The organism is Geodermatophilus sp. URMC 61 (genome assembly GCF_052931555.1).
In genome coordinates this window covers 2138721-2159379 of sequence record NZ_JBRFHZ010000002.1, presented here as the reverse complement: position 1 = coordinate 2159379, position 20659 = coordinate 2138721, and the positions used below count along the sequence as shown (strand labels likewise).

18 protein-coding genes are annotated in these 20659 nt (G+C 76.0%); 11 read left to right on the top strand and 7 right to left on the bottom strand.

Features of this window, described 5'->3' with window-relative positions; all coding sequences use genetic code 11:
- Positions 1–25: 25 nt before the first annotated feature.
- Positions 26–1834 (bottom strand): glycosyltransferase, encoded by a 1809-nt coding sequence (locus ACU610_RS09925; RefSeq protein WP_446767538.1) that lies wholly within the window; start codon positions 1832–1834, stop codon positions 26–28.
- Positions 1831–3042, bottom strand: a complete 1212-nt coding sequence (locus ACU610_RS09920) for a glycosyltransferase (RefSeq protein WP_446767537.1) — start codon at positions 3040–3042, stop codon at positions 1831–1833. The genes ACU610_RS09925 and ACU610_RS09920 overlap by 4 nt, the downstream gene beginning before the upstream one ends.
- A gap of 93 nt (positions 3043–3135) precedes the next feature.
- Here ACU610_RS09920 and ACU610_RS09915 point away from each other — a divergent pair, with 93 nt between their 5' ends.
- A complete protein-coding gene (locus tag ACU610_RS09915; protein WP_446767536.1) occupies positions 3136–4215 on the top strand; it encodes a glycosyltransferase family 9 protein in 1080 nt (359 codons plus the stop codon).
- Complete coding sequence (locus tag ACU610_RS09910; RefSeq protein ID WP_446767535.1) at positions 4212–5303, top strand: glycosyltransferase; 1092 nt, start codon at positions 4212–4214, stop codon at positions 5301–5303. Before ACU610_RS09915 ends, ACU610_RS09910 begins: the two co-directional genes overlap by 4 nt.
- On the opposite strand, the gene ACU610_RS09905 is transcribed toward ACU610_RS09910, so the two are convergent.
- Positions 5212–6240, bottom strand: coding sequence for a Brp/Blh family beta-carotene 15,15'-dioxygenase (locus ACU610_RS09905; protein WP_446767534.1), 1029 nt, complete (start codon positions 6238–6240; stop codon positions 5212–5214). The genes ACU610_RS09910 and ACU610_RS09905 overlap by 92 nt on opposite strands.
- A gap of 149 nt (positions 6241–6389) precedes the next feature.
- Between ACU610_RS09905 and ACU610_RS09900 the strand changes: the two genes are divergently transcribed.
- From ACU610_RS09900 to ACU610_RS09890, 3 genes are read left to right on the top strand one after another with little or no spacing between them, the layout of a single operon-like run.
- Positions 6390–6566, top strand: a complete 177-nt coding sequence (locus ACU610_RS09900; RefSeq protein WP_446767533.1) for a hypothetical protein — start codon at positions 6390–6392, stop codon at positions 6564–6566.
- Between the two features lie 43 nt (positions 6567–6609).
- Complete coding sequence (locus ACU610_RS09895; RefSeq protein ID WP_446767532.1) at positions 6610–8034, top strand: NADP-dependent succinic semialdehyde dehydrogenase; 1425 nt, start codon at positions 6610–6612, stop codon at positions 8032–8034.
- A complete protein-coding gene (locus ACU610_RS09890) occupies positions 8031–8978 on the top strand; it encodes a quinone oxidoreductase family protein (protein ID WP_446767531.1) in 948 nt (315 codons plus the stop codon). Before ACU610_RS09895 ends, ACU610_RS09890 begins: the two co-directional genes overlap by 4 nt.
- A 298-nt stretch (positions 8979–9276) precedes the next feature.
- Here the strand turns inward: ACU610_RS09890 and pdxY are convergent, their stop codons facing one another.
- Positions 9277–10128 (bottom strand): pyridoxal kinase PdxY, encoded by an 852-nt coding sequence (gene pdxY / locus ACU610_RS09885; RefSeq protein WP_446767530.1) that lies wholly within the window; start codon positions 10126–10128, stop codon positions 9277–9279.
- A 124-nt stretch (positions 10129–10252) separates the two neighbouring features.
- Between pdxY and ACU610_RS09880 the strand changes: the two genes are divergently transcribed.
- Complete coding sequence (locus ACU610_RS09880) at positions 10253–11428, top strand: cysteine--tRNA ligase (protein ID WP_446767529.1); 1176 nt, start codon at positions 10253–10255, stop codon at positions 11426–11428.
- 111 nt (positions 11429–11539) lie between these two features.
- Here the strand turns inward: ACU610_RS09880 and ACU610_RS09875 are convergent, their stop codons facing one another.
- From ACU610_RS09875 to ACU610_RS09865, 3 genes are all read right to left on the bottom strand, one after another.
- Positions 11540–12043 (bottom strand): SRPBCC family protein, encoded by a 504-nt coding sequence (locus ACU610_RS09875; RefSeq protein WP_446767528.1) that lies wholly within the window; start codon positions 12041–12043, stop codon positions 11540–11542.
- Between the two features lie 622 nt (positions 12044–12665).
- The gene (locus ACU610_RS09870; RefSeq protein WP_446767527.1) at positions 12666–12809 is read right to left on the bottom strand and encodes a hypothetical protein; all 144 of its coding nucleotides are present in this window, start codon (positions 12807–12809) and stop codon (positions 12666–12668) included.
- A 93-nt stretch (positions 12810–12902) separates the two neighbouring features.
- The gene (locus tag ACU610_RS09865; RefSeq protein WP_446770715.1) at positions 12903–13400 is read right to left on the bottom strand and encodes a TVP38/TMEM64 family protein; all 498 of its coding nucleotides are present in this window, start codon (positions 13398–13400) and stop codon (positions 12903–12905) included.
- 157 nt (positions 13401–13557) lie between these two features.
- Between ACU610_RS09865 and ACU610_RS09860 the strand changes: the two genes are divergently transcribed.
- The 5 genes from ACU610_RS09860 to ACU610_RS09840 all read left to right on the top strand — a co-directional run bounded on the left by ACU610_RS09860 (position 13558) and on the right by ACU610_RS09840 (position 20491).
- Positions 13558–14691: a hypothetical protein gene (locus tag ACU610_RS09860; protein ID WP_446767526.1), complete on the top strand. Its 1134-nt coding sequence runs from the start codon at positions 13558–13560 to the stop codon at positions 14689–14691.
- Between the two features lie 19 nt (positions 14692–14710).
- Positions 14711–15253: an N-acetyltransferase family protein gene (locus ACU610_RS09855; RefSeq protein WP_446767525.1), complete on the top strand. Its 543-nt coding sequence runs from the start codon at positions 14711–14713 to the stop codon at positions 15251–15253.
- Between the two features lie 89 nt (positions 15254–15342).
- A complete protein-coding gene (gene icmF, locus ACU610_RS09850) occupies positions 15343–18576 on the top strand; it encodes a fused isobutyryl-CoA mutase/GTPase IcmF (RefSeq protein WP_446767524.1) in 3234 nt (1077 codons plus the stop codon).
- Positions 18573–19340: a helical backbone metal receptor gene (locus ACU610_RS09845; protein ID WP_446767523.1), complete on the top strand. Its 768-nt coding sequence runs from the start codon at positions 18573–18575 to the stop codon at positions 19338–19340. The genes icmF and ACU610_RS09845 overlap by 4 nt, the downstream gene beginning before the upstream one ends.
- Before the next feature lie 29 nt (positions 19341–19369).
- Entirely contained in the window at positions 19370–20491 is a 1122-nt protein-coding gene (locus ACU610_RS09840; RefSeq protein WP_446767522.1) for a serine hydrolase domain-containing protein, read from the top strand.
- Positions 20492–20659 lie beyond the last annotated feature (168 nt).

Genomic DNA, 20659 nt, shown 5'->3' with positions numbered 1-20659 from the left:
GGGTCCGCACCACCAGGGCCCGGCGTCACCGGCCGCCGAGCACCGACCGGAACAGCTCCAGCACGCGGTCGGCGTGCGCGTCGAAGGTGTGCTGCTCGCGCACCGCCAACGCCGCCGCCGCGCCCCGCCGGAACGCCAGCTCCGTGGCCAGGACGTCGGCCACGTCGTCGGCCGACCGGTAGAACAGGCCGGTCCCGTCACGGCGCAGCACCCGCTCCACCGACACCAGCGACCCCGGGTTGGCCTGCTGCAGCAGCGGCAGCCCGGCGGCGAGGTAGACCGGTAGCCGCGCGGGGGAGTTGAGGTCGTCCCACGTGGCCCGCCGCAGGTCGCCGTCGTTGGCGCTGTCGAAGCGGTGCAGCCACCCGGCGTCGTACCGGGACAGCCCGCGCACCCAGTCCTCCGGCCCGACCGGCGGGTGCACGTGCACGAACCCCGGCGCGGCGGCGAGCGCGGCGTCGAGCCAGCCGGTCCACGAGCCCTTCGGACCCGGCGCCCGCACCTGCCCGTAGAGGTGGGTGTGCACGCCCCGCGCGGCCAGCGCGAGCACCCAGTCGAGGTTCAGCCCCGACGGCCGGCCGGCGACGACGGCGTGCGGCTGCCCGTCGGCGTCCGACAGCTTCGGGGTGGGCGGCGCGTCCAGCCAGTCGCGCTTCGGCAGGTCGCCGTCCAGCACGCCGAGTCGCGCCGGGTCCACCCGGTCGGACAGGGCCAGGGCGAACCAGTCGCGCTCCTCCTCCGTGGCGAACAGCGAGGCGTCGGCGCCGCACACCAGCTCCGCCAGCAGCGGCCACTCCCCGCGGACGACGCTGCGCTGCGGCGCCTCCTTGAACGTCCACACGAACGGCAGCTTGGGGAACGCCGACCGCACCGCGTGCGCGAACGGCACCGCCCGCCAGTTCAGCTGCGCCCACACGACGTCGGGCGCCAGCTCCCGCACGGCGTCGCGCCACCGGTCGCGGGGCAGGTCGAGCACGTGCCCGAACGGCAGCGGGCCCACGGTCGCGTCGCCGAGGCCGTCGGTCGTCCAGAGCCCGGAGAGCCGGGTGCCGCGCTCGGCCAGGGCCAGCACCCGCTCCGGGTTGAGCGCCAGCTCGCCGACCACGAGCACGGACAGCCCGCCGGTGGCCGGCGGGTACGCCCGCGTCCGGAACCCCGCGTAGCGGGCGACCTCGTCGACGTCGCCGCCGTCGGTGGAGGCGAAGCGCAGCGGCTCGCGGACCCGGTAGCGGCTGCGGAAGACGTTCAGCCCGCCGTCCCGCGACTCGCGCAGCGCCGCCGAGCGCTGGCCGGGGTGGCGGGTCCACGAGCAGGTGACCCGGCCGGTGTCCGCCGTCCGCCCGCGGGCCCGCAGCCGGTGCCACATCAGCCGGGCCAGGTCGTCGGACTCCAGGGTGGCCCGCTCGGTCCACCGGTCGCCGGTGACCCGGTGCGCGACCTGCACCAGCTGCTCGTAGAGGGTGTCCGACGGCTCGGCGAGGCCCGACCGCGCCAGGACGACGTCCGGCGCGGCCAGGCACCCCAGCAGCGCGGCCAGGTGGTCGGGGGACCACACGTCGTCGGCCGGCAGGTAGGCGACCAGCGGGGTGTCCAGCGCGTCGAGCCCGGCGTTCAACGTCGCGCCGAGCCCGCGGTTGTCCGCCCACCGGACCAGCCGCACCCGCGGGTCGTCGAGGGCGGCCACCACGTCGGCGACCTCCTCCGGGTCCGGTGAGCCGTCGTCGAGCACCAGTGCCGTCCACTCGGCGGACTCCTGTGCGCGCAGGCCCTCCAGGGCGCGGGGCAGGAAGGCGGCCTGGTCGTACACCGGCACGAGCACGCCGACCGCCGTCACGCGGCGGCCTCCAGCGCGGCCCCTCCCCGCACCCGGGTGTAGACGGCGGCCACCCGCGCGGCCAGCCGCGGCCAGGCGTACTCCGCGGCCCGGGCGCGCGCCCCCGCCGACAGCCGGGCGCGGAGGTCGGCGTCGGCGGCCAGCCGGTCCAGTGCCGCGGCCAGCGCGTCGACGTCCCCGGGCGGCACCAGCAGGCCGGTCGTCCCGTCGCGCACCACCTCGGGGATGCCGCCGACGTCGCTGGCCACCACGGGCAGCCCCGAGGCCATGGCCTCGGTCAGCACCGAGCCCATCTCCTCGTAGGCGGAGGGCAGCACCAGCACGTCGAGCGAGGCCAGCACCGCGGGGACGGCGGTGTGCGCGACGAACCCGGTGAGGTGCACCCGCGGCAGGCCGGCCGCCAGCCCGTGCACCTGCTCGCGGTCGGGGCCGTCGCCGACCACGACCAGGGATGCCGGTTCGCGCATCCGCCGGAACGCCTCGACCAGCCGGTCGACCCGCTTCTGCGGGGCCAGGCGGCCGACGTAGCCGATCCGCGGGCCCGGGTGGGTGGGGACGGCGATCGGCGGGAGGACACCGGGGCAGCCACCGGCGAACAGATCCGGGTCGAAGCCCGACGGGATGGTGTGCACCCGCGCGGCCGGCACGCCGTCGGCGGCCAGGGCGGCGGCGGTCCGGTCGGTGAGGACGACGACCGCGTCCGCCCGGCGCAGCGCCGACCGCTCGATCCACCCGCCCAGCGCCCGCAGCAGCCGGGTGCGCGGGCCCCGGCCGGTGAGCGTGTGCCCGACGCTGCAGTGCACGGTGACCACCAGCGGGCAGCGGTGCCGCCGCGCGGCGAGCCGGGCCAGCGGCAGGGTGGCGAGGTCCTCGCCCTGGTGCGCGTGCACGACGTCCACCGGCCGGGCCGGCCGCCGCAGGACGACGCGCAGCGCGTCCAGGGCCCACAGCTGGCGCAGCCGCGGCAGCGGCACCCCGGTGCGGTGGACGACCGCCGTGCGACCGAGCCGTGTGACGCCCCGCCGCCCGGCCAGCCGCGAGGTCACGACCGTCTGCGCGTGCCCCTGGGCGTCCAGGCACCGGGTCAGCGAGGCGGTGTGGTTCTGCATGCCGCCGATCGGGTCGTACCGCGCGGACCGCCCGTCGACCGCCATCGGCTCGAACACGCTGCACAACCGCAGCACGTGCGGGCTGGTGGAGTGGATCACCGGACCTCCCGCACGCATGAGACCCGCCCGTTCTGGACAGGACCCGCAGTACAGCAGACCCGGCGGACACCCGCCGGAGGAGAGGAGGGGCGGATGAGCGGTCCCCTCGTCGACCCGGCGGTGCGCCGGGTCGCCCTCGTGCGGCTGCGCGTGGGCCTGGGCGACCTGCTCTGCTCGCTGCCCGCGCTGCGCCGGCTGCGCGCCGCCCGGCCCGACCTGCGGGTCGGCCTCGTCACCTGGCCGGAGACCGCCGAGGTCGTGGCCCGCATGGGGGACGCCGTCGACGTGCTGCTGCCCTTCCCGGGGACGGACGACGTCCCCGACCGCCCGCCCGGACGCGCGCCGGACCCGGCGTCCTGGGCCGCCTTCACCGCGGCGGCGGCCGAGCGGCGCTTCGACCTGGCGCTGCAGGTGTACGGCGACCGGCCCGCCGCCAACCGGGTCACCGCGGCCCTGGGCGCCCGGCTCGTCGGCGGCTTCGCCCCGACCGGCTGGGACCCGCCGCCCGGCACGGAGCACCTGCACCTGCGCTACCCGGTGCACCTGCACGAGGCCGAGCGGCACACCCGGCTCTTCGAGCACCTCGGCCTGCCGGCGGCCGGCCGGCCCGAGATGGTTTTCCCGCTGACGCCCGCCGACGAGGCCGAGCACGCGGCGACGCTCGCCCGGGCCGGCCTGGTACCCGGCGGCTACGCCGTCCTGCACCCGGGCGCCTCGTCGCCCACCCGCATGTGGCCGGCCGAGCGGTACGCCGCGGTGGGCGACGCGCTGGCCGCCGACGGGCTGGCCGTCGTCGTCACCGGCGGGCCGGGGGAGCGGGCGGTCGGCGGGGCGGTCGTCGCCGCGATGCGGGCCCCGGCGGTCGACCTCACCGGCGCCACCAGCCTCGGCGGGCTGGCCGCGCTGCTGCGCGACGCCGCGGTGCTGGTCGGCAACGACACCGGCTCGGCGCACCTGGCCGCCGCGGTGGGTGCCCGCAGCGTCACCGTCTTCCTGCCCGGCGACCCGGTCCGCTGGGCGCACCCCGGGCCGCGGCACCGGGCGCTGGTCGCCGACGTGCCGTGCGCGCCCTGCCCGCACCTGGTCTGCCCCATCGACTTCCGCTGCGCCGACTCGGTGCGGCCCCGGGACGTGCTCGCCGCGGCCCGCGAACTCGTCGGCGTCTCCGCATGACGCGCGTCTCGCTGGTCTGCGACTCCGAGAACTGGGGCGGCGCCGAGGTCTACCTGACCCACCTGCTGCGCCGCGCCGGCGGGCCGGGCCGGACGGCGTCACTGGTCTGCGCCGAGCCGCTGGCCGCCCGCTTCGCCCCGCTGCTGCCGCCCGACCGGCTCACCGTCGTCCCGCTAGCCCGGCACACCGGCGCCGCCCCGGCGGTGCGGGCCGCGCTCGCCGCGCAGCGCCCGGACGCCGTGCTGGTCAACCTCGTCGACCCGGGGTCCAACGCGGCGGCGGTGGCGGCGGCGCTCGCGGTCGCGCCCACCGTCGGCGTCCTGCACCTGCCCGGCGACACCGGGGCGGGGGAGGAGCGCGCCCACCTGGCCGGCCTCTACGGCGCGATGGCCGCCGTCCTCACGCCGGCCGCCGACGCCCGCGACCAGCTGGTCACCGACCTGCGGGTGCCCGCACCCCGGGTGCACGTCGTCCCCAACGGCGTCGACGTGCCTCCCGACCCGGTGGGGCCGGCCGGACGGGCGGTGCCGCGGATCGGCGCCCTGGGCCGGCTGACCGCGCAGAAGGGCTTCGACGTGCTGCTCGACGCCGTCCGGCTGCTGACCGGCGACGGCGTGCCGGTCGAGGTCGTGGTCGGCGGCGAGGGGCGGGACGGCGACCGGCTGCGTGCCGCGGCGGCCGGCCTGCCGGTCACCTTCCGCGGCTTCGTCCACGACGTCCGCGGCTTCCTCGCCGGGCTGGACGTCTTCTGCCTCTCCTCGCGCCGCGAGGCGCTGCCCCTGGTGCTGCTGGAGGCCATGGCCGAGGGGCTGCCGTGCGTGGCCACCGACGTGGGGGACGTCGCGGTGGCGGTCGGCGCCGACGCCGTCGTCGTCCCGCCCGAGGACGCCGGGGCGCTCGCCGCGGCGCTGGCCGGCCTGCTCGCCGACCCGGCCGCGCGCGCGGAGCTGGGCCGGCGCGCGCGGGCCCGGGCGGTCGCCGACTTCGACGCGGACCTCATGGCCCGCCGGACGTTCGGCCACCTCGACCGCGCCCGGTCGACTCCAGGCGGTCCAGCCAGCCGACCACCAGGACGTGCGGGAGCGTGAGCGCGGCCAGCACCGGCAGGTCCGTGGCGACGAACGCCCGCCACCCGTCGGCGGCCGACCACAGCAGCGCGAGCACGACGAGGACCGCCGCCGTCGGCAGCGCCGCCTGCCCGGCGAAGCGCCGCAGCGGCCGGCCCAGCCGGCCGGCGACGAGGTCGGCGCGGTTCCCCGGGTCCGCGGCCACGACGCGGGCCACGTGCCGGACGGCGTGCCAGCAGCCGAACCAGACCCCGAACGCCGCCAGCGGCGGGACGACGAGCACCAGGGCGGTCAGGACGCCCAGCTCCGCGGCGTCCGGCCACCGGCGGGCGGCCAGCAGCGTCCCGGCGAGCACGGCGGTCGCGGGGAGGACGGCGCCGAGGACGACGACCGTCAGCTCCGGCGGGAGTCGACCGTCCGACCCGGGGACGACCGCCGCGACGACGGCGGCGGTCTCCTCGGCGCCGCGGGCCAGCGGCACGAGCAGCACCAGCGCCCCGACGACGACGGCCGCGGGCGCCCGGCGCCGCACCGGGCGGCCGGCGCGCAGGTCGGCGAAGGCGGTCTCCCCGCTGCCGAAGTGCCACACGGAGACGGCGACGAACGCCAGCAGGGCCGCCCCCGGGGCCGCGCGGAACGCCAGCCAGCCGGCCGCGGCGAGGACGGCGTAGCCGACGGCGAACCCGGCGAGCACCCGCGGCCGCCAGCCCAGCCGGAACCCCGGGACCAGGTGGTCCACCGCGCCGTGCGGCAGGCCGAGCAGCAGGCCGGCCACCAGCGCGACCGGCGCCGCGTCGGCCCAGCCGCCCGGGACGGTCAGCTCGACCAGGCACGCCGCTGCCGCCGTCCCGATCGAGACCACCCCGGCGGCGCGGACGGGGAGGGCGAGGGCCGGCGCGGGCGGCAGCCCGTCGAGGGCGGGCGCGCCCCGGCCACCGAGGGCCGGCGAGGCGGTCATCGTGCTCCTCGGGGGAGGGGACCGGCGGCCGGGATCCCGACCGCGCCGCCGGTACCCCCCGCGCGGCCCGACCCAACCCGGCGCCGTGGGGCGGCCGAGGGGTCCTCCCGGCGGGTGTGCGCGCCCCCGCTGCGGGGAACCGGAGCCCCATGAGCAAGAAGACCAACCAGCAGGAGCAGCAGGCCGCCGCCCGCCAGGCGAAGAAGGAGGGGCTCTCGCCCAGCGAGGCGGGCGTGACCACAGGCGCGAGCAAGCAGATGCGGCACGTCAGCAAGGGGGACGACCGGCACGAGCACTCGAGCGCGCAGGGCAAGAGCAAGACCTGATCCCCGGCCCCGCCGAGACCGAGCGCCCCGAGAGAGGACACCCATGGCCATCGCCACGATCAACCCCGCCACCGGCGAGACGCTGCAGACCTTCGAGCCGCTGTCCGACGACGCCGTCCAGGAGCGGATCGCCCGGGCGGCGGCCGCCTTCGAGAGCTACCGGCTGACGACGCCGCGGCAGCGGGCCGGGTGGTTGCGGGCCGCCGCCGACGTGCTGGACGCCGACGCCAAGAGCGTCGCCGAGCTCATGACCACCGAGATGGGCAAGACGCTGGCCTCGGCGAAGGCCGAGGTGGCCAAGTGCGCCAAGGCGCTGCGCTACTACGCCGAGCACGGCGAGGAGATGCTCCAGCCCCAGCCGGCCGACGCGCAGGCGGTCGGCGCGACCGAGGCCTACGTCGTCCACCAGCCGCTGGGCGTGGTCCTGGCGGTCATGCCGTGGAACTTCCCGCTGTGGCAGGCGATGCGCTTCGCCGCGCCGGCGCTGATGGCCGGCAACGTGGGCCTGCTCAAGCACGCCAGCAACGTGCCGCAGACCGCGCTGTACCTGGAGGAGCAGTTCCGCAAGGCCGGCTTCCCCGACGACGTCTTCCAGACGCTGCTGATCGGCTCCGGCGCGGTCGAGCGGGTGCTGCGCGACGACCGGGTGGTCGCCGCGACGCTGACCGGGTCCAACGCCGCGGGGCAGGCGGTGGCTACGGTGGCCGGGGACGCGCTGAAGAAGACCGTGCTGGAGCTCGGCGGGTCCGATCCCTTCATCGTGATGCCCTCGGCCGACCTGGACCGGGCCGCGGAGGTGGCGGTGACCGCGCGCTGTCAGAACAACGGGCAGAGCTGCATCGCCGCCAAGCGGTTCTTCGTGCACGCCGACGTCGCCGAGGAGTTCACCCGGCTGTTCGCCGAGAAGATGGCCGCGCTGACCGTCGGCGACCCGATGGACGAGGACACCCAGGTGGGCCCGCTGGCCACCGAGTCCGGCCGGGAGGACGTCGAGCGCTACGTGGCCGACGCCGTGGAGAAGGGCGCCACCGTCGTGGTCGGCGGCAAGCGGGTCGACCGGCCCGGCTGGTTCTACGAGCCGACCCTGGTGACCGACGTGACCCCGGAGATGGGGATCTGGTCGGAGGAGGTGTTCGGCCCGGTCGCCGCGCTGCACACCGTCGCCGACCTCGACGAGGCGATCCGGCTGGCCAACGAGCACGTCTACGGCCTGGGCTCGAACCTGTGGAGCGAGGACCAGGGCGAGCGGCTGCGGTTCATCCGCGACATCCAGTCCGGCATGGCGTTCGTGAACGGGATGACGACGAGCTACCCGGAGCTGCCCTTCGGTGGGGTCAAGCAGAGCGGCTACGGCCGGGAGCTGACCGAGGTGGGCATGTACGAGTTCTGCAACGCCAAGACCGTGTGGATCGGCCCGCCCAGCAGCCAGCAGGGCGAGGGCAACACCGCGGCCGCGGCGTCGGAGTGACCCGCGTCGTCCTGGCGACCGCCTACGGCGGTCCCGAGGTGCTCACCGTCGTCGACCAGCCGGTCGGGGACCCGGGCCCCGGGCAGGCGCGGGTCGAGGTCCGCGCCGCCGGGGTCAACCCGGCGGACTGGAAGAGCTACACCGGCGCGTTCGGCACCGACCCCGGCCAGCTGCCCCGGCGCCTCGGCTACGAGGTGTCCGGGGTGGTCACCGCGGTCGGGCCGGACGCCGCCGGCCCCGCGGGTCCGCTCTCGGTCGGGGACGAGGTCATCGCGTTCCGCGTCTCCGGCGGGTACGCCGCCGAGCTCGTCGTCCCCGCCTCGGCTCTGGTGCCCAAACCCGGGTCCCTCGGCTGGGAGCAGGCCGCCGGGCTGATGCTGACCGGCGCCACCGCCGTGCACGCGCTCACCGCCACCGGGGTGGGGGAGGGCGACACCGTGCTCGTGCACGGCGCGGCGGGCGGGGTGGGCCTGATGGCCGTCCAGCTGGCGGCGCTGCGCGGCGCCCGCGTGATCGGCACGGTCGGCAGTGACGGCGCCGACCTGGTGCGCCGGTTCGGCGCCGAGCCGGTGCGCTACGGCGACGGGCTGGCCGACCGGGTCCGGGAGCTCGCGCCGGACGGCGTGGACGCCGCCCTGGACCTCGTCGGCACCGACGAGGCCGTCGACGTCTCCCTCCAGCTGGTCGCCGACCGGCAGCGGATCGCCACCATCGCCGCCTTCGGCCGCGCCGGGAGCGAGGGCATCAAGGCCCTCGGCGCCGGGCCGGGTGCCGACCCCGGCACCGAGCTGCGGGACGCCGCCCGGCTGGACCTGGCGGAGGCCGCGGGCGCCGGCCGGCTGGAGGTCGTCGTCGCGGCGACCTTCCCGCTCGAGGAGGTCGCCGCGGCGCACCGGCAGGGGATGGCCGGCCACACCCACGGCAAGCTGGTGCTGCTGCCCTGAGCGCGCTGCCGCTCCTCGGTGCGCCGCCGCGAGTGCCGGTAGCCGTACGCGGCGTAGGAGGCCAGGCCGATGACCAGCCAGGGGCCTCCTCGCCGAACAGCGCGGGCGGGAGGTCCAGCAGGTTGCCGACGCAGCCCGACCAGCCCCCGGCCACGACCGCCGCGCCCACCTGCTCGGAGGCCACCCCTCGGTCGCGGCGTCCCCGAGGCGCTCGAGGGGCTCGGTGCGGAAGAGATGCACCCCTCGCTGCTGGGCGCCCCCGCCGTGCGCCTGCGAGCGGTGGGGGCAGGGGTCCTTTCTAGACCTCTTCGACGGGGAACGTGCGGCTCGGTGACACGAACTCCTCCTGCGCGGCGACCAGGAGGATCTCGCGCGAGCGCGCCTGTTCGGTGGCGGCCAGCAGGCCGTGCACGGAGGCGGCGGCGGCACCGAGGGCGGTGCCGGCGTCCCGGCTGGCCAGCCAGTGGGCGAGGAACAGCGCGGCGATGGCGTCGCCGGCGCCGTTGACCGAGACGTCGAGCCGCGGGGTGCGCACCCGGAAGTGCCGGCCGCCCTCGGAGGCGATCAGGTCGACGGCGTCCCCGGGGGTGTCGTCGGTGACCAGCGAGGTGGTCAGCACGACGCGCGGGCCCAGCGCCTGGACGGCGGCCACGGCGTCGGTGACCTCGTCGAGCGTCCTCGTCGTCGTCCCGGCCAGGTAGTCGAGCTCGTAGTGGTTGGGAGTGACCAGGTCGGCCGCGGGGACGGCGACCTCGCGCATGAACTCGGGGATGCCGGGACGGACGAACACGCCGCGGCCGACGTCGCCGATGACCGGGTCGCAGCAGTAGACCGCCGCCGGGTTGGCCCGGCGCACCCGCTGCACGCTGCCGACGACGGCGTGCCCGATGTCGGCCGAGCCGAGGTAGCCGGAGAGGACGGCGTCACAGCTGCCCAGCACCCCGCGCTCGGCGATGCCGTCGACGACCTCCTCGATCGCCGGGCCGTCGAAGACCCGGCCCTTCCACTCGCCGTAGCCGGTGTGGTTGGAGAACTGCACGGTGTGGACCGGCCACACCTCGATGCCCAGGCGCTGCAGCGGGAAGACGGCCGAGGAGTTGCCGACGTGGCCGTAGGCCACGTGGGACTGGATCGAGAGGACGGCGACCATGGGGGAACGGTCGCACAGTCCTCATCCGGCGCCGACGGCCACGGCCCGGACCGCACCGGGGACGCCGACGGCACCGATCCCGGGCTGCTGCAGGAGAGCTGACCGCGGCGGGCAGGATGGCGGCATGGCCCTGCCTCCTGTCACCTCTCCCGGGATCGTCGGCGTCGCCGGCCGCGTGGCCGAGCCGGTCGACGTCCGCAGCGCCGACCTGCGGCTGGGCGGGCGACCATTGCCGGTGGTGAGCCCCGCGCGCGTGTACGTCTGCGGGATCACCCCCTACGACGTGACCCACCTCGGGCACGCGGCGACGTTCGTGTGGGCCGACGTCCTCGGGTCGGTGCTGCGGCTGGCCGGTGCCGAGGTGGTCACCAGCCGGAACGTGACCGACATCGACGACGTGCTGACCCGGGCCGCCGACGCCCGCGGCCGGCACTACGACGAGTTCGCGCTGAGCCAGGAGTTCGCCTTCGAGCAGGACATGCGGGCCCTCGGGGTGCGGCCCCCGACCCACGCACCGCGGGCGCGGCACCACATCGCGCACGTGCAGCAGCTGGCCGCGGCCCTGCTGCGGGTCGGCCGGGCGTACGAGCGGGAGGGCCACGTGTTCTTCCGCGGCGCCGAGGCGGTCGCCGCGTCGGGGCTGTCCCGTGACCGGGCGCGCGAGCTGGCCGCCGAGTTCGGCGACGACCCGGACGACCCGCTGCGCGAGGACCCTCTCGACGTGCCGGTGTGGCGCCCCTCCGGCGAGCGGGACCCCGCCTGGCCCTCCCCGTGGGGCTGGGGGCGACCGGGCTGGCACGCGGAGTGCGCGGCGATGGCGACCGCGACCCTGGGCCACGGCCTGGACGTCCTGGTGGGCGGCGCCGACCTGGCGTTCCCGCACCACGCGCACCAGGCGGCGATGGCCGAGGCGGCGTCCGGGGTGGCGCCGTTCGCGCGCAGCCGGGTGCACGTGGGGGCGGTGTCCCAGGACGGCGCCAAGATGGCGAAGTCGACCGGCAACCTGACGCTCGTCGCGGACCTGCTGCGGGTGACCTCCGGGCCCGCACTGCGGCTGGTCGTGCTGGACCGGCCGTGGTCGCAGCCGTGGGAGTACCGGCCGGAGCTGCTGGAGACGGCGTCCGCGCGGCTGGACGCGCTGTTCACCGCCGCCGGGCGGTCCGGCTCGTCGCCGACGGCGAGCCGCGCGGTGGCCGACCGGCTGTTCGACGACCTGGACGTGTCCGGCGCCCTGGACGTCGCCATCACCGACGGTGGGGACGCCGCCCGTCAGCTGGTGCGGGTGCTCGCACTCGGTTGACGGGCGGTCACCTGCTCCTGCGAGGAGCTCGGAGATCGCGCGGAGGTGCGCTCACGTCGCGTGGTCTCGACCCGCTGCGCGAGGGATCCCTCGTGAGCGCGTCGGTGTGGGTCAGGCCGAGGCGAACAGCGCCTGCATCTTGTCCATGCACTGCTCCTGGCCCGTCTGGGACTGCCGACGCGCCTCTTCGCTGGTGTAGCAGGTCTCGGTGACCGTCACGCGGGTGCGGCCGCCGGGCAGTGGCTCCAGGTCCACCACGTGCGGCACCTCCGCGGGCACGCCGGGCGGGATCCCGGCGGCGGCGGGCTCCACGGGCTGCCCATCGGCGTCGGCGAACTCGCTGACGAAGTCGATCCGGGTCGGCTCGTCGATCGCGCGGTAGGTCCACCGGTTGTGCATCGTGGACCCGCCGTACTCGGGCGGCGCCTGCATGGTGACCAGCGTCGTGCCGCCCACCCTGAAGTCGACGTCCGCGCGGGGACAGGTGAAGCCGGTGGGACCCCACCACTGCCGGATCCGGTCGGGGTCGGACCAAGCCCGCCAGGCGACCTCCGGCGGCGCGTCGATCTCCCGCGTCACCACCACCCGGCCCGGACCGGCGGCGTCGTGCGCCATCCGCCTGCTCCTTCCGCTCGGTCAGGGACAGGACCCCGACGGACGCGGAGACTCATCGGACGCGCGTCGTGGCGCGGACGCGACCTGGGGCTCCCCGTACGAGCGGTCGACCGAGTTCGCGCGGACCTCCGGTGTCCCGTCCCGTCCACGGTCGCCATCAGGCCGATCGCGTCCGCCCGGCCAGTGTCGGGCGCGGACCACCGCCCCGGAGCCCGGGTCGGTGGGGTCAGAACGGCGGCGGGTCGTCGGCGGGGTCGTGCGGCGGTGGCTGTTTCGGGCCGGTCGGGTGGGCGGGCCAGGCCGGAGCGGGACGACGGCAACCCGGCGACCCGGCGACCCGGTGACCCGGTGACCCGGTGACCCGGTGACCCGGTGACCCGGCGAGTTGATCATGGGGTTGATGCAGCCGACATGCGCCGACACGCCCACCGGGGCCGCAACGACCCTATGATCAACGGGGCGCGGGCGCGGGGCGCGGGTCAGCGGAAAGACCGAGCCGGCGCACGCGGGTGAGCGAGGCGAGACCCGACCGGGTGAGGCCGGTCGAGGCGCCACCTCACCGCCGATCAACGACGAACGGCCGGTGGGCCGAGACCCACCCGGTCGACGCGGAGACGACGGGTCAGGCGGCGCGGACCGTGGTCGGAGCGGTGGTCGGCTGGGCGGTCGGCTTGGTGGGCACGGTCCAGCGCATCTCCATGTGCCGGTGGCCGGCGCTGTCCACGACGGGGACCCAACGCACCTGCGGACACGTGTTGGTACGCATGGAAGCCACCTCTCGTTCACCTGTTGTTCACCATTGTGACACCAGGCACTCCTTGTGCACAGCCGACAGGAGGGGGGTGACCCGGAAGAGGGACTAGAGCCAGCCGATGACCGAGGCGCCGATGCCGACGTGCAGGACCGCGCCCGGCACGACGCCGACGGCAGTGCCCAGCGTCGCGGGCAGCCACCGGATGCTCGAGAGGCCGGCGGCGTAGCTGACGAGGGCGAAGGGCACCGGGGTCAGCCGCGCGAGCACCACGGCGAGGAAGCCGCGGTCCTGGAACAGCCGGTCGGCGCGCTCCAGTCGCGGGCCGGCGAGCCGGGTGACGGCATCGCGGCCCAGGAGCCGGCCGAGGGCGAACCCGCCCATCCCGCCCAGCCAGCCGGCGAGCACGGCCACCGCCAGCCCGGCCGGGAACCCGGCCGCGGCGCCGAGCAGGACCGTCAGCGCGGTGCGGGGGATCGGCGTCATCAGCGCCCCGGACACCCCGAGGACGACAGCGGTCCAGCCGAGCGGCCCCGCATCGGCCACCCAGCCCTGCAACGTCGACACGTCGGGCCGCTCGACGGTCAGCGCCACCGCCGTCGCCACAGCGAGCAACAGCCCCAGGAGAGCGAGCCGCAGCCACGGTCGGCGGGTCGGCGGACTCTCCGGCTCCGGCTGAGGAGATCCGGGCCCGGGACGCACGTCACCCAGGCTACGGGCGCGGCCGGGGAACCCGGTTGCGGCCGCTGCGACGCTGACGGTGATGACCGACACCCTGCTCGTCGACTTCTTCTACGCCCAGCAGCTGGGCCACGCCGTCGAGGCGCTGCAGTACTGCGTCGGGCACGCGGCCGCCGTCCCCGGGCGTGAGGTGTCGGTCCTGCTCAACGCGGCCACCCCGATCGAGCTGGCCACCTGGTGTCCGACGGTGTCGGCGGTCTTCCCCGTCGACGGGCCGTTCCTCGAGGCCGACCCGGCCGCCGGGGAGCGGCTGGCCGCCGTACCGCGCGACTGGGACTGGGTGGTCGACGACGCCCGCCGCCACCAGTCCTTCCAGCTCGACCTCTTCCCGGGGATGCGCGACCACTACGCCGCCTCCGACGCGCACCTGCGCGCACGGCGGGGCCGCTCGGTCGTCGGCGCCGAGCGCGTCGGCTACCTCCCGCACCAGGCGGTGCGGCTGGACCTCCCGGCCGCCGCCCGCGCGGCCGCCACCCGCAGGGTCGGCGGCGACGCGCGCCCGCGGATCGCCGTCCTGCCCGCCGGGTCCAGCGAGCCGTACCTGTACCCCTCGGTCGCCTCCTGGCTGCTCGTCCTCGACGCGCTGACCGACGCCGTCCCCGGCCTGCGGCTCGTCCTGCTCGGCCGGCTGGCCCGCGACGAGCGCAGCTCCACGTCCTGGCGGCGGGCGGACGTCGATGCGCTGCTGGCGCACCCGTCGGGGCCGGTGGACTGCGTGGACGTACCCCTGGCCGAGCAGCTGGCCGTGGTCGAGGCGTGCGACGTCCTGCTCGCCCCGCACTCCGGCTTCGGCATGGCCGCGCTCGCCGTCGGCACTCCGTGGCTGGCGCTCTCGGGTGGACGCTGGTTCGAGTACTGGGCGAACGCCGGGGTGCCGTTCCGGTCGGTGGTGCCCGACACCGCCGAGTACCGGTCCTTCAGCCAGTTCGACCCGGCCGACGTCGTCCTCGACGGGGACGACGGACCGCGGACGCCGAGCATGACCCGGGCGCGCGTGCAGGAGGACCTCGACCGCCTCGTCACCGGCGCCCGCGAGCTGCTGGCCGGGGAGCTGACCCACGAGCGGGCGCTGGCCGAGTACTACCGCGACCTGCGCGCGGCCGTCGGCGGCGAGTCGATCTGGTCGATCGACGGCGTGCACGCCGCGTACGTCTGACGGCGGGCACCATGGCCGGGTGGCGCAGAGCCGGCTGGTCAGGGACGCGACGGTCGGGGACGCCGCGGCGTGCGCGGAGGTCTACACGCCCTACGTCCGCGACACCGCCGTCTCCTTCGAGCTGGAGCCGCCGACGGCCGCGGAGGTGGCCGACCGCATCGCGGCCGCGCTCGCCCGGCACGCCTGGGTGGTCCTCGAGGACGGCGGCCGGGTCGTCGGCTACGCCTACGGCGCGCCGTTCAACGCCCGCGCCGCCTACGACTGGTCGACCTCGGTGAGCGTCTACACCGAGCCCGGACGCCGCCGCAGCGGCGCCGGCCGCGCGCTCTACACCGCGCTGCTCGACCGGCTCACCGGCCGCGGCTTCCGCACCGCGCTGGCCGGCGTCGCGCTCCCGAACGACGCCAGCGTCGGCCTGCACACCGCGATGGGCTTCGAGCCGGTCGGCACCTACCGCCGGGTCGGCTGGAAGCTCGGCCGCTGGCACGACGTCACCTGGTTCCAGCGCCCGCTCGGCGACGGTCCGGCGGACGACGGCGCGCCGCCCGCTCCTCCGCGATGACCGTGGACACGAGCTCGCCGTCGGGAGATACTAGGACGTCCTACTAAATCGGCGTGGGTCGCGAGCCGACGTCCGACCCCTGGAGCGGCATGCCGTCCGACCTGCACGTCCCCACCCACCCGGTCCGCTTCGTGACCGCGGCGAGCCTGTTCGACGGCCATGACGCCGCCATCAACGTGATGCGCCGGCTGCTGCAGAGCCAGGGCGCCGAGGTCGTGCACCTCGGGCACGACCGCAGCGTCGACAGCGTCGTCCGCGCGGCGCTGGAGGAGGACGTGCAGGGGGTGGCGATCTCCTCCTACCAGGGCGGGCACGTCGAGTACTTCGGCTACCTCGTCGAACGGCTGGCCGAGGCCGGCGCCGGGCACGTCAGGGTCTACGGGGGCGGCGGGGGCGTGATCGTCCCCGAGGAGATCGCGCTGCTCCGCGAGCGCGGCGTGCGGATCTTCAGCCCCGAGGACGGCCAGCGCCTCGGCCTGCCCGGCATGATCAACGAGCTGGTCCGGGAGTGCGACGTCGACCTGGCCGAGCACGGCCCGGACGTCGAGGCGCTCCTCACCGGCGACCCCGCGGCGCTGGCCCGTGCGATCACCGTGCTCGAGGCCGGCCGCGACCCCGAGCTCGCGACCCGGGTGCGGCAGGCGGCCGACGGCCGGACGGTGCCGGTCCTGGGCATCACCGGCACCGGCGGCTCGGGCAAGTCCTCGCTCACCGACGAGCTGCTGCGCCGGCTGCGCACCGACCAGGAGGACAAGCTGCGCGTCGCCGTCCTGGCGATCGACCCCACCCGGCGCCGCGGCGGCGGCGCGCTGCTCGGCGACCGGATCCGGATGAACGCCCTGGAGACCGGCGAGGGCAGCCACACCTTCTTCCGCTCGCTGGCGACCCGCAGCGCCGGCGCCGAGACGCCTGCGCACCTGGACGACGTGCTCTGCGCGGTCAAGGCCGCCGGCTTCGACCTGGTGATCGTCGAGACGCCCGGCATCGGGCAGGGCGACGCCGGGATCGTGCCCTTCTCCGACGTCGCGCTGTACGTGATGACGCCGGAGTTCGGCGCCGCGTCGCAGCTGGAGAAGATCGACATGCTCGACTTCGCCGATGTCGTCGCGATCAACAAGTACGAGCGGCGCGGGGCCGAGGACGCCCGGCGGGACGTCGCCCGGCAGATGGTGCGCAACCGCGAGGCCTTCGGGCAGCCCTGGGAGGACATGCCGGTCTTCGGCACCAGCGCCGCCCGGTTCAACGACGACGGGGTCACCGCGCTCTACCAGCACCTGCTCGGCCTGCTCGTCGAGAAGGGCCTGCCCGCGGGCGCCGGCGTCCTGCCGCGGGTCGACGTCAAGGCGTCGTCCGGCCTGAGCAGCGTCGTCCCCGCGCAGCGCGCCCGGTACCTCGCCGAGATCAGCGAGGCCGTCCGCGGCTACCACGCGACCACCGAGGCGCAGGCGGCGGTCGTGCGCCGCCGGCAGCACCTGACCACCGCCGCCGAGGTGCTGGACGGGGACGCCGCCGACGCCGCCCGCGCCGCGGTCGAGGCCGCGGACCGCGAGCTGCTGCCCGAGGTGCGCGACCTGCTCGACGAGTGGCCGGCCCGGGTCGAGGCCTACTCCGGCGACGAGTACGTCTACACGGTCCGCGGCAGGGAGATCCGCACGCCGCTGACCAGGAAGACGCTGTCCGGCAACGGGGTGCGCCGGGTGGCGCTGCCGCGGACCGAGGACCACGCCGAGCTGCTGCGCTTCCTCCGCCGGGAGAACCTGCCCGGCGCCTACCCGTTCACGGCCGGCGTCTTCCCGTTCAAGCGGCAGGGCGAGGCGCCCGCGCGGATGTTCGCCGGAGAGGGCGACGCCTTCCGCACCAACCGCCGCTTCAAGCTGCTGTCCGCCGGCAGCGAGGCGACCCGGCTGTCGACGGCGTTCGACTCGGTCACCCTCTACGGCCGCGACCCCGACCCGCGCCCCGACGTGTACGGCAAGGTCGGCACCTCCGGGGTCTCCATCGCCACGCTCGACGACATGGAGGTCCTCTACTCCGGGTTCGACCTGTGCGACCCGACGACCTCGGTGTCGATGACCATCAACGGTCCGGCGCCGGCGATCCTGGCGATGTTCCTCAACACCGCGATCGACCAGCGACTGGACCGGTTCCGCGAGGAGGAGGGCCGCGAGCCCGACGAGGCCGAGGCCGAGGAGCTGCGCGCCTGGGTGCTGGCCAACGTCCGCGGCACGGTGCAGGCCGACATCCTCAAGGAGGACCAGGGCCAGAACACCTGCATCTTCTCCACCGAGTTCGCGCTGCGCTGCATGGCCGACATCCAGCAGTGGTTCATCGACCACCGGGTGCGCAACTTCTACTCGGTCTCGATCTCCGGCTACCACATCGCCGAGGCCGGGGCGAACCCGATCAGCCAGCTGGCCTTCACCCTCGCCAACGGCTTCACCTACGTCGAGGCCTACCTGGCGCGGGGCATGGCGATCGACGACTTCGCGCCCAACCTCTCCTTCTTCTTCTCCAACGGCATGGACGCCGAGTACTCGGTGATCGGCCGGGTCGCCCGCCGCATCTGGGCGGTGGCGATGAAGGAGCGCTACGGCGCCGGGCCGCGCTCGCAGCAGCTGAAGTACCACGTGCAGACCTCGGGCCGGTCGCTGCACGCGCAGGAGATGGACTTCAACGACATCCGGACGACGCTGCAGGCCCTCTGCGCCGTCTACGACAACGCCAACAGCCTGCACACCAACGCCTACGACGAGGCGGTGACGACGCCGTCCGAGCACTCCGTCCGCCGGGCGCTGGCCATCCAGATGATCATCGACAAGGAGTGGGGGCTGGCCGGCAACGAGAACCCGCTGCAGGGCTCGTTCGTCATCGACGAGCTCACCGACCTGGTCGAGGAGGCGGTGCTGGCCGAGTTCGACCGGATCGCCGAGCGCGGCGGCGTGCTGGGCGCGATGGAGACCGGCTACCAGCGCGGCAAGATCCAGGACGAGTCGATGCTCTACGAGCACCGCAAGCACGACGGCAGCCTGCCGATCGTCGGGGTCAACACCTTCCTCGACCCGCACCGTGACGAGACGCCGGCGAAGCCGCTGGAGCTCGCCCGCGCCACTGAGGCGGAGAAGCAGTCGCAGCTGCAGCGGCTGGCCGACTTCCACGCCCGGCACGCCGAGGAGGCCCCGGCCGCGCTGGCCGAGCTGCAGCGGGCGGCCACCGAGGGCGGCAACGTCTTCGCCGCGCTGATGGACGCCGTCCGGGTCTGCTCGCTCGGCCAGATCAGCGACGCGTTCTTCGAGGTGGGCGGCCAGTACCGGCGCAACGTGTGAGGTCCCTCCCCGACGACCTGGGGACGGCGGTCGATCTGCCGCGGCCGCCGCGCCGGGTCGTCTCGCTGGTGCCGTCGCTCACCGAGGCGCTGGCGGAGACGGTCCCCGAGCGGCTGGTGGGCGCCACCGACTGGTGCACCCACCCGGCGGGGCTCGACGTGCCGCGGGTCCGGGGGACCAAGAACCCCGACCGCGCGGCGATCGCGGCGCTCGAGCCGGACCTGGTGGTCTGCAACCGGGAGGAGAACCGCCGGCTGGACGTCGACCGGCTGCGGGCGGCCGGCGTCCCGGTGTGGGTGACCGTCATCGAGTCGGTTGACGAGGCGCTGACCTCGATGCGCCGGCTGTTCGCGCACGTGCTCGACGTCGGGGAGCCGGGCTGGTTGACGGCGGCGGCCGCGGAGTGGGCCCGGCCCGTGCCCGCGCCGACGTACCGGGTCGCCGTCCCGGTCTGGCGGGACCCGTGGATGGTGGTCGGCCCGCGCACCTTCACCGGCGACGTGCTGGCCCGGCTCGGGCTGGTCAACGTCTTCGGCGCGGGGGAGGACCGCTACCCGCACGTGTCGGTCGAGGACGTGCGGGCGGCGGGGCCGGACGTCGTCGTCCTGCCCGACGAGCCCTACGTCTTCACCGCGGACGACGGACCCGAGGCGTTCCCCGGGATCCGCACCGCGCTGGTGTCCGGCCGCGACCTCACCTGGTACGGCCCCTCCCTCGGGCCGGCCCGGCAGCGGCTGATCGACGGGATCCGCCCGGACCGATGAGCCCGGCGGCCGGCCGGGGTCTGCCCTCCATGGACCTCGAGCCGGTGCGGACCGTCCTGCAGCGCCAGGTGGACGAGGGCCGGCTGCCCGGCTTCGTCGCCGCGGTCCGGCACCGCGGCCGGACGGAGGTGCTGACGGGCGGCACGACCGCCGCCGGGAGGACCGACCCGGTGCGCCCGGACACGCTGTTCCGCCTCGCCTCGGTGACCAAGCCGGTCGCCGGCGCGCTCACCCTCGCCCTGGTGGAGGACGACGTGCTGGGGCTGGACGACCCGGTCGCCGAGTGGCTGCCGGAGCTCGCCGCCCCGCGGGTCCTGCGCGACCGGAGCGGCCCGTTGACCGACACCGTGCCCGCCGAGCGGCCGGTCACGGTGCGACACCTGCTCACCGGCACGCCGGGCTTCGGCGGGCTGTGGGACGGCAGCCCGCTGGACCGGGCGATCGAGGAGCGCGCCATCGGCCCCGGGCCCTGGCCGCCGCAGATGGACCCCGACGAGTACCTGCGCCGGCTCGCCGAGCTGCCGTTCGCCGCCCAGCCCGGGGAGTTGTGGCTGTACCACCTGGCCGCCGACGTGCTGGGGGTGCTGCTCGCCCGTGCCGCGGGCCGGCCGGTGTCGGCGCTGGTGGCCGACCTGGTGACCGGCCCGCTGGGGCTGACCGGCACGGCCTTCACCGCGGCCGACCCGGCGCGGCTGGCGACCGTCCACGAGGCCACTCCCGACGGCCTCGTCCCGGTCGACGCGCCCGACGCCTCCGTCCCGCCGGCGTTCGAGTCCCTGGCGGCCGGCCTGATCGCCACCGCGCCGGACGTCCTGGCGATCCTGGCCGCGCTGGCCGACGGTGGCGCCCCGCTGCTGTCGTCCGCCTCGGTCGCGGCGCTGACCGCCGACTCCCTGACCCCGGCTCAGCGCGCGGGCGCGGCCGACTTCCTCGGGCCCGGGAACTCCTGGGGCCTGCAGACCGGCGTGTGCGTCGAACCGGCCGAGCCGTGGACCACCCCGGGCCGGTTCGGCTGGGACGGCGGTACCGGCACGAGCGCCTGGGCCGACCCCGCCCGCGATGTGGTCGCCGTCCTGTTCACCGGCCGGCTCATGGTGGGTCCGGACGACGAGCCACGCGAGTTCTGGCGGACGCTGTACGCGAGCCTGTAGCACCTCTCTCGTATCCCGCCGACCTGGTCGCACGGACCGGATCGGGGTTGCCCTCCTGCCAGTCCCACCGCGCCGTGGGACTCCCGACGGCGTCGCATTCTGCGGACTCGGTCCGTCGACGCCCTCCAGGCCGCCGGATACGACGGGCCGCTGTCGAGCGAGCTCGAG

What these genes read in the sequence shown, in the direction of transcription:
- ACU610_RS09915 (WP_446767536.1), top strand. Translation starts at nt 3,136, where the DNA reads ATGAGCGGTCCCCTCGTCGACCCGGCGGTGCGCCGGGTCGCCCTCGTG.
- ACU610_RS09910 (WP_446767535.1), top strand. Translation starts at nt 4,212, where the DNA reads ATGACGCGCGTCTCGCTGGTCTGCGACTCCGAGAACTGGGGCGGCGCC.
- ACU610_RS09905 (WP_446767534.1), bottom strand. Translation starts at nt 6,240, where the DNA reads ATGACCGCCTCGCCGGCCCTCGGTGGCCGGGGCGCGCCCGCCCTCGAC.
- ACU610_RS09900 (WP_446767533.1), top strand. Translation starts at nt 6,390, where the DNA reads ATGAGCAAGAAGACCAACCAGCAGGAGCAGCAGGCCGCCGCCCGCCAG.
- ACU610_RS09895 (WP_446767532.1), top strand. Translation starts at nt 6,610, where the DNA reads ATGGCCATCGCCACGATCAACCCCGCCACCGGCGAGACGCTGCAGACC.
- pdxY (WP_446767530.1), bottom strand. Translation starts at nt 10,128, where the DNA reads ATGGTCGCCGTCCTCTCGATCCAGTCCCACGTGGCCTACGGCCACGTC.
- ACU610_RS09880 (WP_446767529.1), top strand. Translation starts at nt 10,253, where the DNA reads ATGGCCCTGCCTCCTGTCACCTCTCCCGGGATCGTCGGCGTCGCCGGC.
- ACU610_RS09875 (WP_446767528.1), bottom strand. Translation starts at nt 12,043, where the DNA reads ATGGCGCACGACGCCGCCGGTCCGGGCCGGGTGGTGGTGACGCGGGAG.
- ACU610_RS09870 (WP_446767527.1), bottom strand. Translation starts at nt 12,809, where the DNA reads ATGCGTACCAACACGTGTCCGCAGGTGCGTTGGGTCCCCGTCGTGGAC.
- ACU610_RS09860 (WP_446767526.1), top strand. Translation starts at nt 13,558, where the DNA reads ATGACCGACACCCTGCTCGTCGACTTCTTCTACGCCCAGCAGCTGGGC.
- icmF (WP_446767524.1), top strand. Translation starts at nt 15,343, where the DNA reads ATGCCGTCCGACCTGCACGTCCCCACCCACCCGGTCCGCTTCGTGACC.
- ACU610_RS09840 (WP_446767522.1), top strand. Translation starts at nt 19,370, where the DNA reads ATGGACCTCGAGCCGGTGCGGACCGTCCTGCAGCGCCAGGTGGACGAG.